This is a genomic window from Sulfitobacter sp. TMED3 (assembly GCF_002167505.1).
GTDB classification, from domain to species: Bacteria; Pseudomonadota; Alphaproteobacteria; order Rhodobacterales; family Rhodobacteraceae; genus Sulfitobacter; species Sulfitobacter pontiacus.
Genome location: NZ_NHBI01000041.1, coordinates 19979 through 39184, shown reverse-complemented (window position 1 = coordinate 39184; position 19206 = coordinate 19979). Strand labels below are relative to the sequence as shown.

Genomic DNA, 19206 nt, shown 5'->3' with positions numbered 1-19206 from the left:
TCAAAAAACCAACGGTGTCCAACAAGGAGTAAGCTATGAACATGAAAACCCTGTTACTGGGAGCCGCGGCTTCGGTAGCGATTGCCCCCGCCGCATTCGGCGCCGCCCACGAGGGCGAGCGTGGACGCGACGGCGAGGTGAAAGTTATCTACTGGCAAGCGCCCTCGATCATGACCCCCTATCTGTCGGGCGGCACAAAAGACCTCGAGGCGGCGAGCCTCGTGCTGGAGCCGATGGGCCGCTATGACGAAACCGGCGCGTTGGTCCCCTATCTGGCGACCGAGATTCCCACCGTTGAAAACGGCGGCGTGGCCGAAGATCTGAAATCCATCACCTGGAAGCTGAAAGAGGGCCTGGTTTGGTCCGACGGCACGCCGGTGACCTCGGCGGATCTGAAATTCACCGCTGAATACTGTATGCACCCCGAAGGCGGCTGCGCGCAGGCGTCGAAGTTCGATGGCGTTGAAAGCATCGATATCGTGGATGATCTGACGGTTACCGTTCATTTCACCGACGCCAAGCCAAACCCTTACGGCCCGTTCATGGGCGCGCAATCNCCNATCATTCAGGCCGCGCAGTTCAAGGACTGCCTGGGCGCGAAAGCCCCCGAATGTACCGAAGCNAACTTTAACCCCATCGGCACCGGCCCGTTCCGCGTGACAGATTTCCGTCCCAATGACGTGATCCAGATGGAAGCCAACCCCAACTACCGTGACCCNAGCAAACCNGCGTTTGCGACACTGACCCTCAAGGGCGGTGGGGATGCGAATGCCGCGGGTCGTGCGGTGATGGAAACCGGCGAATACGACTATGCCTGGAACATGCAGCTGGCCCCCGATGTGCTGGCGAAAATGGCCGAAGGCGGCAAGGGTCAGGCGATCTCTGCNTTCGGGACATTGGTCGAACGGATCGAGATGAACCTGACAGACCCATCGCCGGANCTGCCAGAGGGCGAACGCTCCACCGTGGCGCATCCGCACCCGATCCTGTCCGACTTCAAGGTCCGCAAGGCNCTGTCCATGGCGATCGACCGTCCTTTGCTGGTCGAGGTCGGCTATGGCCAGGCGGGTCGCGCGACCTGTAACCTCGTGCCCGCGCCCGAGCTTTATGCCTCCGACAACACCGAATGTCTGACGCAGGATCTGGAAGGCGCGAAAGCCCTGCTGGAAGAAGCCGGCTGGACCGACACCAATGGCGACGGCATCCGCGACAAAGACGGTGAAAANCTGTCCCTGCTGTACCAGACCTCGACCAACGCTGTCCGTCAGGATTTTCAAGCGCTGATCAAAGACTGGTGGAACCAGATCGGTGTCGAAGTCGAACTGCGCAACCTTGATGCGTCGGTCTTCTTTGGGGGCGACCCCGGTTCGCCCGATACCTTCCAGAAGTTCTATGCCGACGTTGAAATGTACGCGAACAACTTTGACGGCACCGATCCGCAGGCCTACCTGTCNGCCTATCGCTGTGGCAACGAGCCCAAGCCTTCCAGCCAGTGGCAGGGTGAGAACATCAACCGTTTCTGCAACGAAGAATATGACGCGTTGCTGGACGAACTGTCGCGCACGGGCGAGTTGGACAAGCGCGGCGATATCGCCAAGCAGCTGAACAACATCATCACACGTGACACGATGACCATCGTTCCGCTGGTCGACCGTGGTCGGGTTTCCGCTGCGTCCAACACTCTGGGCGGCGTGATCCTGAACANATGGGANTCCGAACTGTGGAATGCCGCCGACTGGTACCGCGTGAAAGAATANTCACGCCCAAGCTCAGAGGAGCACGCAGCGCGCGTGCTCCTCATGACTTGATGCCTGTGTGAATGTGTGCGAAATCGCGCCTCCCTTCGATTTTGACATGCTTCCCCTCCCCTAGACCGACTTGCAAAGGCGCTGTGCATGCTGACCTTCACCATTCGTCGACTACTTTTGTCGATACCAACGCTTTTGTTTATCAGCCTGGTAATCTTCCTGCTGTTGCAACTGGCCCCCGGCGATCCGATGGCCCAGGTGCCGCTGACAGTCCCACCAGAGGTAAAACAGAAAATGCGCGAGGCGCTTGGCCTCGGGCAGCCGATCTATGTGCAATACTATAAATGGCTGATCCAGTTCTTCTGGGTTGAACCGCAGGTCTTCATNGACTGGNCCACCCGCGACAGCTTCCTGCTGGGCTGGCTGCCCGACACCAGCCTGTCGACCTTCATTGACCCCGACACNGGTGCTGTGCGTCCNGTACAGCGTGCGATCAGCTGGCAGACCCGCAGCCCGATCATGGATATCGTGATCCAGCGGATGCCGCAGACGCTTTGGGTGGTTGGGCTNAGCTATATCGTGGGCATCCTGATCGCGATCCCGATTGGCATCTATTCGGCCTACCGCCACTATTCGCTGTTCGATCAAGCGGGCACCTTTGTCACCATGATCGGCTTTTCGATCCCGCCCTTCTTCACCGGGCCGCTGCTGATCGTGATTTTCTCGGTCTCGCTGGGGTGGTTGCCGTCGATCTATGACACGACCCATGTCGTGACCGACTGGGAGAGNTTCAAATTCCAGTTCATGCAGATGATCATGCCCGTGATGGTGCTGGCGCTGCAAACCACCGCGCAGATCAGCCGCTATATGCGCGGCGCGATGCTGGACAACCTGAACCAGGACTATGTGCGCACCGCCCGCGCCAANGGGCTGCGCGAGAAATCGGTCGTTCTGGTNCATGTGCTGCGCAACTCGATGATCCCAGTGGTCACNGTGATTGCCCTTGGCATGCCCGCGATCTTTGGCGGCGCGATCATTACCGAGAATGTGTTCAANGTGAATGGTATCGGGCAGNTGCTGCTGACCGCGCTTTTTGCCAACGACCTGCCGATGGTGATGACGCTGACCTTTATCTTCGCCATCCTCATCGTTCTATTCAACCTGATTGCCGATGTTCTATACGGCCTGCTTGACCCAAGGATCCGCTATGACTGAGCAAGCCACCCCCGCAAGCCCGATCGAGGCCGACATCGAACTCTATGGCGCGCTGGTCGATAAAGAGCCGCAAAAGCCGCCGCGCAGCCAGTGGATCGACGTCTGGCAGCAGTTCCGCAAGCACAAGGGCGCTGTCTTTGGCGGAGGCTTCCTGCTGTTCATCACCCTCGCGGTGTTGTTCGGCCCCTACCTTTGGGATGTCGACCCCAAGGCATTGGATATCCGCAACAAGAACTGGCGCCCCGTGTATCAACTGCTGTTCGACAGCGAGGCCAAGGCCGGTTGGGCACATCCCTTTGGCACCGACCAGCTGGGCCGTGATATCATGGCGCAGATGATCGCCGGCGGGCGCGTGTCTATGGCGGTGGGCTGGCTGGCCATGGGGCTGGCGCTGGTCATCGGTTCGGCCATTGGCGTCATCTCGGGCTATTTCAANCGGCTCGATTTCTGGCTGATGCGCTTTACCGATCTGGTTCTGTCGCTGCCGATCCTGCCGCTGACGCTGCTGGCGGTGACCCTGTTCCGCCAACCGCTCAACTCACGGTTTGGCCCCGAAGGCGGGATGTTCATCCTGATCGTCGGCATCATCGGGCTGACCTCGTGGATGCAGACCGCGCGGATCGTGCGCGGCGACATTCTGGCGCTGAAAGAGCGCGAGTTCATNCTCGCCGCGCGGTCCATCGGGACGCGGTCGGGCAAGATCATCCGCAAGCACCTGCTGCCCAACGTCATCTCTCCGATCATGGTTTCGGCCACGCTGGGACTGGCGACCGCGATCATCACCGAAAGCGCGCTGAGCTTTCTGGGCGTCGGCTTCCCGTCGGACTATCCGACATGGGGCAAGCTCTTGTCCGATGCCGTGTCACGGATGCAGGAATTCCCCGAGCGGGTGATCCTGCCCGGCGTCGCGATCTCGCTGACCGTGCTGAGCGTGAACTANCTNGGCGACGGGCTACGTGACGCGCTGGACCCGCGGNTGCGCGGACGGTGATCCGGATCGGACCGTCGCCTTTTGGGGCTTCNGTCGGGNTTGAGTATTTGAGAAAGGGTGAAGGGGGGCTGCGGCCTCCCTTTGTCGTGGGGGCGCAAAAGGCTTGAACTTAGGCGNTTTCCGCGTCAGGGAACTGTCGTGCTGTCGTCAAGGGGATCACGGGGATGTTTGAACAATTCGGTTTTGAGACCACCACACCGCAACAGGCGGCTGTCTGGTTCGCGCTGGCGGTTGGGGTGATCTTTGGCATACTCGGGCAGATCACCAAATTCTGTTTTCGCCGCTCACTGATTGGCGAGGACCGGCGCGCNGCAAAAGGGGTCTGGCTGACAGCGCTNGCCTTTGCCGTGCTGGGGACGCAGGTCGCGGTCGCCATGGGCTGGATCAGCTTTGCCGACCACCGCTTTATGGTGCCGGATGTGCCCTATCTGGCGATTGGCATNGGCGGGCTGCTTTTTGGCGCGGGGATGGTGTTGACGCGGGGCTGTATCTCTCGGCTGACCATTCTGGCGGGCTCCGGCAACTTGCGCGCGGCNTTGGTNGTGGTTGTNTTTGCNGTNGTGGCCCATGCCACGTTGAAAGGCGTGCTGGCCCCGATGCGCGNGGCGCTTGGCAGTGTGACNCTTGGGCTTGGCGATTACGTCAGCCTTGCCGCCCTGCCCGGGGGGGTGATGCTGTGGGGCGGGCTGATCGTGGTAGCGGCCCTTGCCGTGGCGCTGCGATCGGGCAACCGCTGGACCCATCTGGTGATGGCGGCGATGATTGGCCTGCTGGTCCCGCTGGCCTGGGTCGGGACGGGGTTTATCCTGTTTGACGAATTCGACCCGATCGCGATGGAAAGCCTGTCGTTCACCTCTCCTTCGGCCGATGCGCTGTTCTGGGTGGTGGCCAGCAGTTCGATCCCCGCGGGCTTTGGCGTCGGGCTTTTGGGGGGCGTGGCCCTGGGGGCCTGCGCGTCGAGCCTGATCTTTGGCGGCTTTGGCTGGCAGAGTTTCGAGACACCCGCCCAGACNGGCCGCTATCTGACCGGAGCNGCNNTGATGGGTGTGGGCGGTGTACTGGCGGGCGGCTGCACGCTGGGGGCCGGATTGTCCGGCGTGCCNACGCTGTCNCTTGCCGCGATCCTTGCGATTGTGATGATCGGTGTCGGCGTGCTGGCGATGCATGCCTTCCTGCGCGCAACACCGGCGGGCAACTGACCCTATTTGATCTTGTGGCGCAGGCGGCGCAGCAGCCCCCAGATCAGCAGCACGACCACCGGGACGGCCACTGCCGTGAGCGTGCCCTTGCTGACCCCGATACGGTCGGCCAGCGGGTANAGCATATAGCCCACCAGCGACACCGCGTAATAGCTGATCGCGACCACGGACAGCCCTTCGACCGTGTGTTGCAAGCGCAGTTGCAGGTCAGAGCGTTTGTCCATGCTGGCCAGTATNGCCTGATTTTGCGCGGATCGTTCCACATCNACCCGTGTCCGCAACAATTCGGCCGCGCGGCTGGCGCGGGCGGACATTTTATTGAGCCGTGTTTCCGAGGATGTGACCGTACGCATCGCAGGCTCGTANCGGCGCATCATGAATTCATCAAACCCTTGCCGCGCCATGAACCGTGTTTCGCGCAAGGCTCCGATCCGCTGTGCGACGATGGCTTGATACGCCTCTGTCGCGCCCAGACGGTAAGACGCATCGGCCGAAAGCGCCTCTAGCCCGACAGAGATATCCAGCAGCCGGTGCAGCGTGTCTTCGGCCATGGCAGAGGTGCCTGCCATACCCGCCATCAGATCGTTCAGCTCTGCATCGATACGGTCCAACTGACCCGAGAATTCGCGCACCTTGGCAAAGCCGAGCATCGACATGGATTTATAGGTCTCTATCTCGCACAGACGTTGCACGATGCGGCCCAAGCGGCGGCTGCCCGTGCCTTCGCTGGCAAAGATTGCCATGCGCATGTGGCCCGCGGGGTCGATACGGAAATCGCTGGCGATGACGGCAGCATCTTCAAGCACCGATGCCACGGCGAGGCTTTCGGGGACGAACCAGTCTTGCAACGNCTCGGCGATCTGCGCGTCCTGTNGCGGGCGGGGCACCAGCCGCAGCAGAATAGAGGTGATCCGCTGCGCGTTCAGGCCCGCGCGCCAATCCTGNGGGAANACATCAAACTCTGCCGGATCAAAGGGGCGCTGGCCGAGCTGATCNAGAAACACNGTATAGGTCACGAACTCGGTNTGCTGCTCCCACTTCAGCGTATATTTCCCCATCGGNCCGAAATAATGGGTCGCGTCCNCGGCGGGNAGCGGCGCACCATAATGGGCCAAGAGATCACGGAGCTGTTGCAGATCGACAGAGCGGTCCCGCCGCGCGGCCTCCCCCAATGGGCGCACGGCCAGATAGGCCGCAACATGGGGCGCGGTGAGCGAGGGGAACGGGCGGGCGTGCAGCTCGCTATTGAGCGTATAGCGCAGGGGGTGATCGTCGAGGGCGGGCACGATGCGGGCTTTCTACAAGGGGTCAATCAAAGCAGTCTATCGTGACCACCGCCATTCGCCTAGTGATATTTCACATATCTTTCATAGGGTTAACCGTATACCGCGGAATACCGGACCCGTTTCAGAACCGATTGACCGGTATCTTGAGGTAGGCGTGACCGTTGTCTTCCGCCTCCGGCAAGCGCCCTGCCCTAAGGTTCATCTGCAAGACATGCAGCATCCGGTCGGGCAGCGCGAGGGTTTTGTCCCGCGCCTCGCGCTGGTCGACGAAGCTTTGCTGCGACACGCCACCGCCGATATGGGCGTTGTGCCGGCGTTGTTCGGCCACGGTGGATTCCCAAGTAGGTTGGCTGCGATACTCGGTGCCATAGTCATGGCCGATGAACAGGCGCGTGGCATCCGGCAGGGCAAGGATATCCTGCAGGGACTGGTAGAGTTCAGCCGCGGTGCCACCCGGGAAATCGGCGCGCGCCGTGCCCACGTCAGGCTGCATAAAGCTGTCATGCACAAAAGCCGCATCAGAGCCTACAACATAGGTGATCGACCCCAACGTGTGCCCCGGCGACAGCATCACCCGCACGGGCAGCTCGCCGATGGTGAATGTATCGCCATCCTCGAACAGGTGGTCGAAATCGGCGGCGGGATCAAAGGCGTCGGGCATGTTGTAATAGTCACGCCAGAGCTCTGCGATCTCTCTCACCTTTGCCCCGATGGCATTGGGCTTGTTCAACCGCTGTTTCAATACGTGTGAGGCCATGAGATGGTCCGCATGGGGGTGGGTGTCGAGGATCCATTGGATCTCGTAGCCCGCGGCTTCGGCGTGGCGCAGGATGGTATCGACATGCTGCGTGTCAGTCGCCGCACTTTGTGGGCTGAAGCCCAGAACCACGTCGATCACCGCCGCTTTTGAGGTCGCCGGATCAGCCACCAGATATTGGATGCTGCCGGTATCGTCATCGTAAAAGCCGGTCACTTCAGGGGAACCGGGGCCGGTCGAGGGGCTGGTGCGCGAAAACTTCATATTCAAATCCTCCTATATGACAATTCAACACGTGCCACCGGCTTGAGTTCCACTGCCTTCGCCCCAAAAGCAAAAGGGGCGGCGCATTGCTGCACCGCCCCTTGGTTTGTCGCGTGTCGCGTGATCAGTCGATCAGCGGCAGCAGCTTGTCGAGGCTCGCCTTGGCGTCGCCGTAAAGCATCCGCGTGTTGTCCTTGAAGAACAGCGGGTTCTCGATGCCGGAATAGCCTGTCCCCTGCCCGCGTTTGGACACGATGACGTTCTTGGCCTTCCAGCATTCCAGAACCGGCATACCGGCGATGGGGCTGTTGGGGTCGTCCTGTGCGGCAGGGTTCACGATGTCATTGGACCCGATAACGATCGCCACGTCGGTTGACGGGAAATCATCGTTGATCTCGTCCATCTCCATCACGATGTCATAGGGCACTTTGGCCTCGGCCAGCAGCACGTTCATGTGGCCCGGCAGACGCCCCGCAACGGGGTGAATGGCGAAACGCACGTTCTTGCCTTTGGCCCGCAGCTTCTTGACCAGCTCGCTGACCGCTTGCTGCGCCTGCGCGACCGCCATGCCGTAACCGGGGATGATGATGACGCTGTCGGCCTCGTTCAGCAGGGTGGCCACACCGTCGGTGTCGATTGCGACCTGCTCGCCCTCGACCTCCATCTGCGGACCGGATGTCCCGCCGAAACCGCCGAGGATCACGCTGACGAACGACCGGTTCATCGCCTTACACATGATGTAGGACAGGATCGCCCCGGACGAGCCGACCAGCGCCCCCACGACGATCAGAAGATCGTTGCCAAGGCTGAAACCAATCGCCGCCGCGGCCCAGCCAGAGTAGCTGTTCAGCATCGACACAACCACGGGCATATCCGCGCCGCCGATACCCATGATCAGGTGGTAGCCGATGAACAGCGCCGCCAGGGTCATGATGAACAGCGGCAGGAAACCACCGGTGTTGAAGTACCAGATCAGGCAGAGCAGCGACAGGCCAGCAGCCGCCGCGTTCAGGATGTGACCGCCGGGCAGTTTTGTCGCCGACGTATCCACGCGCCCCGCCAGCTTACCATAGGCGATGACCGACCCAGTAAAGGTGATGGCACCGATGAACACACCAAGGAACAGTTCAACCCGCAGGATCGCGATCTCGACGCTGTCTTTCTTGGCCAGCAGCGCTGCGAACCCTTCGGTCGCCTTGCGGGCGGTGTCATCCATCGCCAGCACGTTGCCCAGTTCGATATGCGCGTTGTAGCCGACGAAAACCGCCGCCAGACCCACGAGGCTGTGCATCGCGGCAACCAGTTCGGGCATCTGCGTCATCTGCACTTTTGTCGCCAGTTGATAGCCGATGGCACCGCCACCCGCGATCAGGATCAGCGACAGCAGCCAGAAGCCGGCCCCCGGCCCGATCAATGTCGCAGCCACGGCCAAAGCCATGCCCACGATCCCGTACCATACCGCGCGCTTGGCGCTTTCCTGACCTGACAGCCCGCCAAGGCTGAGGATGAAGAGGATGGCGGCGACTACGTAAGCCGCTGTTGTAAAACCAAAATCCATTTACCTGAACCCTTTACGATTTTTGGAACATGGCAAGCATGCGCCGTGTCACGAGGAAGCCACCAAAGATGTTGATCCCGCACATAAAGACCGACAGCGCGGCCAGAATAATCACCAGGAACGACCCGGACCCGATCTGCATGACCGCCCCCAGAATGATGATCGACGAAATCGCATTGGTCACAGCCATCAGCGGTGTGTGCAGACTGTGTGCCACACCCCAGATCACCTGGAAGCCGATAAACACGGACAGCACGAATACGATAAAGTGCTGCATAAAGCTGGCCGGCGCGACCAGACCCACCGCCAACAGCAGCACGCCACCGATGGCCAGCAGGCCGACCTGATTGCGGGTTTGTGCCTTGAACGCGGTCACTTCGTTGGCGCGTTTCTCTTCCGGCGTCAGCTCTTTCGGCTTGTCCTTCTTCGGAGCCGCCGCAATTGCCGCGACCTTGGGGGGCGGCGGTGGGAAGGTGACTTCCTTGTCATGGGTGATGGTCGCCCCACGGATCACGTCGTCTTCCATGTTGTGGTTGACCACACCGTCTTTTTCCGGCGTCAGATCGGTCATCAGGTGACGGATGTTGGTCGCATAAAGCGTCGAGGCCTGCGTTGCCATCCGGCTTGGGAAATCAGTATAGCCGATGATGGTCACGCCATTCTCGGTCACGATTTTCTCGTCCATCTTGGTCAGCTTGCAGTTGCCGCCCTTTTCCGCCGCCAGATCGACGATCACCGACCCGGGCTTCATCGCTGCGACCATATCTTCGGTCCACAGCTCAGGCGCTTCGCGGTTGGGGATCAGAGCGGTGGTGATGACGATATCGACCTCGGGGGCCAGCTCGCGGAACTTGGCCAGCTGTGCCTCGCGGAATTCAGGCGAGGAAACAGAGGCATAGCCACCGGAGGCAGAGCCGTCCTGCTGCTCTTCCTCGAAATCGAGGTAGACAAACTCGGCCCCCATCGATTCAACCTGTTCGGCCACTTCGGGACGCACGTCAAATGCCAGCGTGATCGCGCCAAGGGATGTGGACGTCCCGATTGCGGCCAGACCGGCAACACCGGCACCGACAACCAGAACCTTCGCCGGAGGCACCTTGCCCGCCGCCGTGATCTGACCGGTAAAGAAGCGGCCAAAGTTGTTGCCTGCCTCGATCACCGCACGGTAGCCCGCGATGTTAGCCATGGACGACAGCGCGTCCATTTTCTGCGCGCGGCTGATCCGGGGGATCATCTCCATCGCGACGACAGTGGTGCCTTTCTCGGCCGCCTCTTTCATCTTGGCCTCATCGGCCACAGGGCTGAAGAAAGAGATCAGCGTCTGGTCGGACCGCAGCATCGCCATTTCTTCCGTGTTGGGGACGCGGACCTTGGCCACGACATCCGCCGTCTCCCAAAGCTCGGCCGCCGTGTCGATCACCTCTACCCCGGCTTCGACATATTTATCGTTGGAAAAACCAGCCGCCTCGCCTGCGCCAGCTTCGATCATACATCTATGACCAAGCTTTTGCAGCTGCAACGCTGATTCCGGAGTCATCGCAACGCGATTTTCCCCTTCAAATGTTTCTTTTGGCGTCCCGATCTTCAATCCAGAGTCCCCCGTTTGTGCTTCTACGCCCAGTGTGGCGCAATAATATTACCCAGAGCGATAGCGCTTGGGTTCCTATAGTACAAGAGACGGACATAATTAGAACAGCGTTTTGCAGCGTCAATAGCGCTAACAGCCCGATTTTTAGGTTTACGACGTTGCGTGAAAACCCGTGCGCCCTTGCGCCTGCCCCCTGCTGCCGACAGCATGCCCCCATGATGATCCATTTCATAAGGGAGAGCAGAATGGACCTACAGGGAAAACACGCGCTGATCACGGGCGGCGGCACCGGCATCGGGCTGGACATCGCGCGGGATCTGGCCGCACGGGGCGCACATGTGACCATCACAGGCCGACGCCAAGAGGTGCTGGACGAGGTCGCAGGCGATAACATGACCGGCATGGCAATGGATGTGCGCAGCGAGGAAGACGTGGTCGCCAAGATCGCCGCCGCCGTCAAAGCCCACGGTCCGATCCAGATCTGCATCCCCAACGCCGGCATCGCCGAGGGTAAGGCCGTGCATAAGACCGACATGGATTTCTGGCGCAATATGATGTCGACCAATCTCGACGGTGCTTTTCTGACCATCCGCGAATCGTTGAAAACCATGCGCGATACCGACTGGGGCCGCGTCATCGCGATCTCTTCGATGGCGGGCCTGAAGGGGCTGCCCGGGGCTGCGGCCTATTCGGCGTCGAAACACGGGATGATCGGTTTGGTCAAATCGCTGGCGGCGGATTATCTGGGGCAACCCTATACGTTCAACGCGATCTGCCCCGGCTATGTCGACACGCCCATCGTGTCGCGCAATACGGCGTCGATCTCGGAACGTGCTGGTATCTCGGAAGAAAAAGCGCGCGCGATCATGGTCAACTCCAACCCGCACAAGCGGCTGATCGAGGTGTCCGAGGTCACAGCCGCGGCCGCATGGCTCACCGGTCCGGGGTCGCAAAGCATCAACGGCCAATGCATCCAGGTCACCGGCGGCGAGATGTAATCCCCCACCGGTCATGATTTGTTAACTTTGGGGCGGCTAAGGTCGCCCCATGCACAAGATCACATACCCGATAGCCCCGCCCCCAAGCGCCGTCGCTTTTCAAAGCTGTCGCAAACGATGCCCCCAGCACGCGGGCAAACCACGCGCGCCGCAGCCAAGATCCGCCGCACCGCCGGATTTCCTCTGGCAGAAGATCGACACGCTGACCGCCCGCTATCTTGCAAGGTCAGGCCCCTTGCATGTGCCGCGCATCACGCTGTCGGGGTAACCTGTCAGGCGGATTTCAACATCCGCTGATGCTTGCTGTCCGCCCAGGCCTGCGCCGCCGCACCAAAGCGTTCGAACAGGGGACGCGACACCGGATCATTGCCCGCGTCCCATTCTGGGTGCCACTGCACGGCAAGGGTGAACCCCGGCGCGTCCTTGATATATATCGCCTCTGGCGTGCCGTCTTCGGCAAAACCGTCGATCACCACACGCGGACCAGCCGCCTTGATCCCCTGCCCGTGCAAGGTATTCGTCCGCACCTTCGGGGCCCCCAAGACCTCGTGGAAGAGGCCCCCTTGGGTAAAGGTCACGTCGTGGCGCAGCTCGAACTTCTGCTCCATCGTGCCATCGGGGGGCATGCGGTGGTTCATACGGCCGGGTAGCTCGCGGATTTCGGGGTAAAGCGTGCCACCCATGGCGACATTCACCTCTTGGAACCCCCGGCAGACACCAAAGAAAGGCTGCCCGCGTTCAACGCAGGCGCGCACCAGCCCCAGGGCGATAGCGTCGCGCGCACGGTCAAAGGTTCCATGCGCCTCGGTCGCGGGTTCGCCGTATTCCTCGGGATGCACATTGGGCCGCCCGCCCGTCAGCAAAAAGCCGTCGCAGGTCTCCAACAGCTCTTCCACCGACACAAGCGACGGGTCGCTCGGGATGATCAAGGGCAAACAGCCAGACACCTGCGCCACGGCGATGGTGTTCATCGTGCCGGCGGCGTGGATCGGATATTGATCGTTCAACAGGCTGGTGTTTCCGACAATACCAACAACAGGACGCGCCATATTCAGCCTCAGAGTTTGATTTCGCTCAAAGCCTACCGCGTCCTCAATCCGACCTCAACACCCCAAAGCGGGCGTTATTCCTCGCCTTTCAGCCCTGCCGCTTCGATCCCTGCCAGCGCTGCTTTAACATCATTGTCCGAGGTATCCCCCGTCACGCCCAGCGCGCCAATCACCACGCCGGCGTCATCGCGCAGCAGCAAGCCGCCGGGCACAGGCACCACCGCCCCGCCGTACACACCGTTCACTGCCGCCATGAAATAGGCCTGCTGTTCGGCCCGCGCCATCTGCGCGCGCCCTGCCATCCCCAGCATCACCGCGCCATAGGCCTTGCCGTGGGCTATTCCGAAACGCCCCGGTGCGGCACCGTCTTCCCGCTCGAAGGCTTGCACGTGGCCGCCCGCATCAAGCACCACTGCCGACAAGGGCTTCAGCCCCAGCTCATGCCCCTTCTTGAACGTCTCGGCGATCATCGTGCGCGCCTGCTCTAATGTGACTGCCATGCTATCCTCATTGTTACTTCATTTTGCCAACTAAACTCCGGGGAGCGCGAGGGGCTGGCCCCTCGCCCTTTCCGAAACTTCAAACTCAGCCCTGCGCGGCTTTCAGCTCCAACCGGCGGGCGTGCAGGACAGGTTCGGTATAGCCCGAAGGCTGCACGCGCCCTTTCAGCACCAGATCACTGGCCGCTTGAAAGGCGATGCCGTCAAAACCCGGTGCCATAGGCTGATACAGCGGATCGCCCGCATTCTGCCGGTCCACGACAGCGGCCATCTTCTTGAGAGCCGCCGTGACCTGCTCTTCCGAGATCACCCCGTGGTGCAGCCAGTTCGCCAGCGCCTGAGCCGAGATGCGGCAGGTCGCGCGGTCTTCCATCAGACCGACGTCATGGATGTCTGGCACCTTCGAGCAGCCCACACCCTGATCAACCCATCGCACAACATAGCCAAGGATGCCCTGGGCGTTGTTCTCGACCTCCTGCGCGATATCCGCGTCAGACAGGTTACGCCTGTCCAGTACAGGAATGGTCAGCAAATCGGCCAGCGTGCCACGGGCCCCGCCCTGTTTGATCTCGTCCTGACGCGCCAGCACGTCGATTTTGTGGTAGTGCATCGCGTGCAGTGTGGCGGCCGTGGGCGATGGCACCCAAGCGCAGTTCGCACCCGCCTTGGGGTGACCGATCTTGGCCTCCAGCATTGCCTCCATCAGATCCGGCATGGCCCACATGCCCTTGCCGATCTGGGCACGTCCCTGCAGGCCGCAGGCCAGACCGATATCAACGTTGCGATCCTCGTAGGCGCTGATCCAAGGGGCGTTTTTCATCTCGCCCTTGGGCACCATCGGCCCTGCCTCCATAGAGGTGTGGATCTCGTCGCCGGTACGATCAAGGAAGCCGGTGTTGATAAAGGCCACGCGCGATTTGGCCGCGCGGATACATTCCGCGAGGTTGACCGAGGTGCGGCGCTCTTCATCCATGATGCCCAGCTTGACCGTATTGGCGGGCAGACCCAGCACGGTTTCCACGCGGGTAAATATCTCATCGGCAAAGGCTACTTCCTCGGGCCCGTGCATCTTGGGCTTCACCACATAGACCGATCCCGCGACCGAGTTGCGCATGCCCCCGGTCTTTTGCAGATCGTGCATCGCGATCAGCGTGGTGACCATGGCATCCATCAGCCCTTCGCCAATCTCGCGCCCGTCGCGGTCCAGAATGGCAGGGTTGGTCATCAGGTGGCCGACATTGCGCACCAGCATCAGCGAGCGCCCCTTGATCGTCAGCGCGCTGCCGTCTGGCGCGGTATAGTCGCGATCCCCGTGCATCTCGCGCGTGACCTGCTGGCCGCCCTTCTCGAAGGTTTCCGACAGATCGCCTTTCATCAGCCCCAACCAGTTACCATAGGCCACGACCTTGTCCTCGGCGTCCACGGCGGCAACGCTGTCTTCACAATCCATGATCGTGGACATCGCGGATTCCAGCAGCACATCCGCCACGCCTGCCGGATCGGTCTTGCCGATGTTATGCGCGGCGTCGATCCGGATTTCGATGTGCAGCCCGTTGTTGCGCAGCAAGATCGCTTCGGGCGCGGCTGCGTCCCCACGGTAGCCGACAAACTGCGCCGGATCTTTCAACGCAGGTGTCAGCGCGCCGTCAACCACGGCATAGCCCGTTACGTCCGCGTGACTGCCTGACGCCAGCGGCACCGCGTCATCCAGAAACGCCTTGGCCTGCGCCACGACCCGTGCACCACGGTCCGCATCGTATCCCTTGCCCTGCGGCAGATCACCCAAAGCGTCGGTGCCGTAATAGGCATCATACAGGCTGCCCCACCGCGCATTGGCGGCGTTCAGGGCAAAGCGGGCGTTAGTGATCGGCACCACCAGCTGCGGGCCAGGCACCTGTGCGATTTCAGGGTCGACGCCTTTCGTGTCAATCTCGAACGCGGGGCCTTCGGGCACCAGATAGCCAATCTCGCGCAGAAAGCTTGTGTAGGCGTCCGCATCATGAGGCTGGCCGGCGCGTTCCTTGTGCCAGCTGTCGATCTTGGCCTGCATGTCTTTGCGGGTCTGCAACAGCGCGCGGTTCTTGGGGCCAAGGTCACGCACCAGATCGCTGAGCCCCGCCCAGAACGTTCCCGCATCGATGCCGGTGCCGGGCAGTGCTGCACCCTCGATAAAATCAACCAGTTCAGCGGCAACCTGAAGGCCGTTCTTGTCGGTACGCTGTGTCATCTCATAGCTCCTGTCGCTCGCGTGGAATTTGCTTTGCGACAAGACTTAGAAGGTATCCCCCCGTGGAGCAACATGTATTGGTAAAAACATCTTACCAATGCANCCCCTACCGAGCGCNNNCNGCCCCCCGTGCCCTGCGGCATCGGTCAGAGCAGTATTTCACCACCTCCCAATCGCGCGCCCATTTGCGCCGCCAGCTAAAGGGCAACCCGCAGCTTTGGCATATCTTGGTCGGCAGATCTGATTTCTTGCGCATTTTCGCCATTGCGCCTTACCCCCCGGATAATCCCTATCATCATAAAAAACGGCAGGCCTTGTTACCAAAGCCTGCCGTCCAAATCATTAAATCTTCAATCGTTAAAAGCGCTTATAAAACTCAGTTGCTTTCGTTTGTCCCCGGTGCGACGGGATCAACAGGCGCTGCGNTGGTNTCGTCNGCCTGTGTTGCGCCGCTTGTGTCTTCCTCGGTCACCGCGGGGACGGTGCTGTCAGTGGTGATGGCCTGCGTNCCTTCTTCGGCAGCGGGCTGACGGTCTTCGCGACCGTTGTCGATCAGGATGAAGCCAAGAATGGCNNNNATCACGATGCCGAANATCATCGCGCCTTTGACGCCAAGCAGCGCGGGTTTGTGCTGTTTCTCTTGCTTGTCGATATTTGTGTCGGGTGCAGACATGATGCCCTCCGATGGGTTCGGTGAAAGTTGATCTTCTCGGGTGGCGACCTTGCAGGTGCCGTGTTGCAAGACTAACTTGAGCGCTGGACATCTGGTTCCAAACAGAAGGAAAAAACATGCGCGACGCTGCCCCCCAGACGATATATCTGGCCGACTACACGCCTTATGGCTTTATCATCGACGATGTCGCGCTGCANTTCGATCTGGACCCNCGCAANACCCGCGTCAAAAGCCGTATCTCCTTTCGCCCNAACCCCGATGCAAGCGACNANACGTTCTTTCTGCACGGGGAGAACCTATCGCTNGTCTCGGCCNNGATTGATGGCACGCCCGTCTCGCCCGAGGTGACGCCCCAGGGGCTGACGTGCGATGTGCCAAACGCGCCCTTCGTCTGGGAAGCGGAGGTAGAGATCGACCCGATGGGCAACACCGCGCTTGAGGGGCTTTATATGTCGAACGGCATGTATTGCACCCANTGCGAGGCGGAAGGCTTTCGCAAGATCACCTATTACCCCGACCGCCCCGATGTGATGGCGGTGTTTACCGTGACCATCAACGGACCACATCCGGTATTGCTGTCCAACGGCAACCCCGTCAGCAGCGGCAAGGATACCGCCGAATGGCATGATCCCTGGCCCAAGCCTGCCTACCTGTTTGCTCTGGTCGCGGGCGATCTGGTCGCACACCCCGGCAGCTTCACNACGAAATCNGGCCGCAAGGTTGACCTGAACCTCTATGTGCGCCCCGGTGACGAAGGCAAATGCGCNTTNGGNATGCAGGCGCTGAAAGACAGTATGAAATGGGACGAGGACGTTTATGGCCGAGAATACGANCTTGATCTGTTCAACATCGTTGCCGTGGATGACTTCAACATGGGCGCGATGGAGAATAAGGGGTTGAACATCTTCAACTCCTCCGCCGTTCTCGCGTCGCCCGAAACCTCGACCGATATGAACTTTGAACGGATCGAGGCGATNATCGCGCATGAGTATTTCCACAACTGGACCGGCAACCGCATCACCTGCCGTGACTGGTTTCAGCTGTGCCTGAAGGAAGGGCTGACGGTCTATCGCGACAGCCAGTTCACCTCTGACATGCGCTCTGCCGCGGTGAAGCGGATCGGTGATGTGATCGACCTGCGCGCCCGCCAGTTCCCCGAGGATCAAGGCCCGCTGGCCCACCCCGTGCGCCCCGAGAGCTTTCAGGAAATCAACAACTTCTACACNGCCACGGTCTATGAAAAAGGGGCCGAGGTGATTGGCATGCTCAAGCTGCTGGTCGGGGACGAGGCGTATTCAAAAGCGCTTGACCTCTATTTCGATCGCCACGACGGGCAGGCTTGTACCATCGAAGACTGGCTACAGGTGTTCGAGGATACAACAGGCCGCGATCTGGGGCAGTTCAAGCGCTGGTATTCCCAAGCGGGCACGCCGCAGCTGTCGGTCACCGAAAGCTGGGACCACGGCACATTGACGTTGCATTTCAAGCAGCACACCCCCGCCAGCGCGGCCACCGCCGACCCGCAGCCCTATGTGCTGCCGATCGCTGTCGGGCTGATCGGTCAGGACGGGGACGAGGTGCACGAGACCACGGTGCTGGAAATGACGCAGGCCGAACAAAGCTTTGTCTTTGACGATCTGGGAACGCGCCCTGTGGCATCCGTGCTGCGCGGCTTTTCCGCGCCGGTGGTGCTGACCCAAGACCTGTCGGACGCAGANCGCGCGCATCTGCTGGCCCATGACAGCGATCCGTTCAACCGTTGGGAACAGGGGCGCATGCTGGCCTATGGCTCGCTGCTTGGGATGATCCGCGAGGGCAAGGCCCCGAACAAGGATTGGCTGGCCGGTATCCGCGCGGTGATCGGGGATGAAACCCTTGATCCGGCGTATCGCGCGCTGATGCTGGGGNTGCCNTCGCAATCCGATCTGGCGCGNGCGNTNTCAGAGGCNGGCGACACCCCNGACCCCGACATCATCTATGCCGCGACCGAGGCGACCCGCGCCGCGATGGCCGACGCCTTTGCCGATCTGTTGCCGACGCTTTATCGCCGTCACACCGTCGACGCCCCGTTTGAGCCAAACGCCAAGCAGGCGGGCAAGCGCGCCCTGTCCAATGCCGCCCTGTCACTGCTGACGCGCAATGACGACGGCGTGCTCGCGCAAGAGCAATATGACGCGGCCGACAATATGACCCAGCAGCTTTCCGCGCTGGCCAATCTGGTCCGCGCCGGTCGCGGCAACAAGGCTGTCGAGGCCTTCGAGGCACAGTGGAAAGCGGACCGTCTGGTCATGGACAAATGGTTCGGCCTGCAGGTGATGGAAGCCGACCCCGAGGACGCCCACGAGGTGGTCGAGACGCTGACCAAACACCCTGACTTCAACTGGAAGAACCCCAACCGCTTCCGCGCTGTGCTGGGGGCCTTTGCTGCGCATCACGCAGGCTTCCACCATTCTTCGGGGGCGGGCTATCGTCTGCTTGCCGATTGGCTGATCCAGCTTGATCCGGTGAACCCGCAGACCACTGCGCGGATGTGTTCGGCCTTCCAGACATGGAAACGCTATGACGCTGACCGTCAGGACATGATCAAGGCAGAGCTGGACCGCATCCTGTCGCAACCCGGCCTGTCGCGTGACACGACCGAAATGCTTACACGTATCCGCGGTGCATGATGCCGCCGAAGGTGTCCCGTCGCGGGGCACCTTCCACCATCGGCGGGCGGGGCGCAGCCTTTGGACGGCTTTGGTGGTCGCGGCTGTCTGGCTGGCGCTGGTCACGGCCTATGTCGTGATTGAGGCGTCCCCTGTGATACTGGCGATCGTCGCCCTCTTCACCCTGCCCGCGCTATGGGATCTTGCGACGAACCCCATCGCCAGCCTGAGCCTCTCCCCGCAGGCGCTGGTCTGGCAGCGGGGCAAGGATAAGGTCACGATCCCGCTCGACACCATCGACCACATCCGCCTTGATACGCGGCTGGACCTTTCTGTACGCGCGACGGTGGTGCTGCGCTCGGGGCAGCGGTTACGTATCCCCCCCGATACCATGCCCCCGCACCGCCCGTTCGAGCACGCGCTTCACGCCGCTGGCGTCCCCACGCAGCGGCACCACTTTAGCCTGCGCGGCTAGGCCGGCCACGGGCGGCGCGTTCAGGATCGC

The 19206-nt window shown here is 61.2% G+C and carries 15 protein-coding genes; 7 read left to right on the top strand and 8 right to left on the bottom strand.

The annotated features are described in order from the left end of the window. Positions 1-35 precede the first annotated feature (35 nt). From CBB63_RS11500 to CBB63_RS11485, 4 genes are all read left to right on the top strand, one after another. On the top strand, positions 36-1808 hold the full coding sequence (locus CBB63_RS11500; protein WP_286699245.1) for a peptide ABC transporter substrate-binding protein: 1773 nt from the start codon (positions 36-38) through the stop codon (positions 1806-1808). Between the two features lie 87 nt (positions 1809-1895). Continuing rightward, entirely contained in the window at positions 1896-2963 is a 1068-nt protein-coding gene (locus tag CBB63_RS11495; protein ID WP_286699244.1) for an ABC transporter permease, read from the top strand. Continuing rightward, positions 2956-3954, top strand: a complete 999-nt coding sequence (locus CBB63_RS11490) for an ABC transporter permease (RefSeq protein ID WP_286699243.1) — start codon at positions 2956-2958, stop codon at positions 3952-3954. Before CBB63_RS11495 ends, CBB63_RS11490 begins: the two co-directional genes overlap by 8 nt. A gap of 164 nt (positions 3955-4118) precedes the next feature. Next, complete coding sequence (locus tag CBB63_RS11485) at positions 4119-5153, top strand: YeeE/YedE thiosulfate transporter family protein (protein WP_286699242.1); 1035 nt, start codon at positions 4119-4121, stop codon at positions 5151-5153. A 2-nt stretch (positions 5154-5155) separates the two neighbouring features. Here CBB63_RS11485 and CBB63_RS11480 read toward each other — a convergent pair whose 3' ends face one another. The 4 genes from CBB63_RS11480 to CBB63_RS11465 all read right to left on the bottom strand — a co-directional run bounded on the left by CBB63_RS11480 (position 5156) and on the right by CBB63_RS11465 (position 10606). Beyond that, a complete protein-coding gene (locus CBB63_RS11480) occupies positions 5156-6439 on the bottom strand; it encodes a DUF3422 family protein (RefSeq protein ID WP_286699241.1) in 1284 nt (427 codons plus the stop codon). A 121-nt stretch (positions 6440-6560) separates the two neighbouring features. Next, positions 6561-7460, bottom strand: a complete 900-nt coding sequence (locus tag CBB63_RS11475) for an MBL fold metallo-hydrolase (protein WP_286699240.1) — start codon at positions 7458-7460, stop codon at positions 6561-6563. A 124-nt stretch (positions 7461-7584) separates the two neighbouring features. Further along, positions 7585-9018: an NAD(P)(+) transhydrogenase (Re/Si-specific) subunit beta gene (locus tag CBB63_RS11470; protein WP_286699239.1), complete on the bottom strand. Its 1434-nt coding sequence runs from the start codon at positions 9016-9018 to the stop codon at positions 7585-7587. Positions 9019-9031: 13 nt separating this feature from the next. Then, positions 9032-10606 carry a Re/Si-specific NAD(P)(+) transhydrogenase subunit alpha gene (locus CBB63_RS11465; protein ID WP_286699238.1) on the bottom strand — a complete coding sequence of 525 codons (1575 nt, stop codon included), beginning with the start codon at positions 10604-10606 and terminating at the stop codon, positions 9032-9034. Positions 10607-10851: 245 nt separating this feature from the next. Between CBB63_RS11465 and CBB63_RS11460 the strand changes: the two genes are divergently transcribed. Continuing rightward, entirely contained in the window at positions 10852-11604 is a 753-nt protein-coding gene (locus CBB63_RS11460) for an SDR family NAD(P)-dependent oxidoreductase (RefSeq protein ID WP_009824896.1), read from the top strand. 272 nt (positions 11605-11876) lie between these two features. Here CBB63_RS11460 and CBB63_RS11455 read toward each other — a convergent pair whose 3' ends face one another. The 4 genes from CBB63_RS11455 to CBB63_RS11440 all read right to left on the bottom strand — a co-directional run bounded on the left by CBB63_RS11455 (position 11877) and on the right by CBB63_RS11440 (position 15645). Continuing rightward, positions 11877-12653: a gamma-glutamyl-gamma-aminobutyrate hydrolase family protein gene (locus tag CBB63_RS11455; RefSeq protein ID WP_286699237.1), complete on the bottom strand. Its 777-nt coding sequence runs from the start codon at positions 12651-12653 to the stop codon at positions 11877-11879. Positions 12654-12727: 74 nt separating this feature from the next. Next, positions 12728-13153 carry a GlcG/HbpS family heme-binding protein gene (locus CBB63_RS11450; RefSeq protein WP_005854068.1) on the bottom strand — a complete coding sequence of 142 codons (426 nt, stop codon included), beginning with the start codon at positions 13151-13153 and terminating at the stop codon, positions 12728-12730. A gap of 85 nt (positions 13154-13238) precedes the next feature. Next, a complete protein-coding gene (locus tag CBB63_RS11445; protein ID WP_286699236.1) occupies positions 13239-15380 on the bottom strand; it encodes a malate synthase G in 2142 nt (713 codons plus the stop codon). A 106-nt stretch (positions 15381-15486) separates the two neighbouring features. Then, positions 15487-15645 carry a DUF2256 domain-containing protein gene (locus CBB63_RS11440; protein WP_286699235.1) on the bottom strand — a complete coding sequence of 53 codons (159 nt, stop codon included), beginning with the start codon at positions 15643-15645 and terminating at the stop codon, positions 15487-15489. A gap of 524 nt (positions 15646-16169) precedes the next feature. On the opposite strand from CBB63_RS11440, the gene pepN reads away from it, so the two are divergent. Together pepN and CBB63_RS11425 are read left to right on the top strand one after the other, a co-directional pair. Then, positions 16170-18722 (top strand): aminopeptidase N, encoded by a 2553-nt coding sequence (pepN, locus tag CBB63_RS11430; RefSeq protein ID WP_286699233.1) that lies wholly within the window; start codon positions 16170-16172, stop codon positions 18720-18722. Beyond that, positions 18682-19176, top strand: coding sequence for a hypothetical protein (locus tag CBB63_RS11425; RefSeq protein WP_286699232.1), 495 nt, complete (start codon positions 18682-18684; stop codon positions 19174-19176). The genes pepN and CBB63_RS11425 overlap by 41 nt, the downstream gene beginning before the upstream one ends. Positions 19177-19206 lie beyond the last annotated feature (30 nt).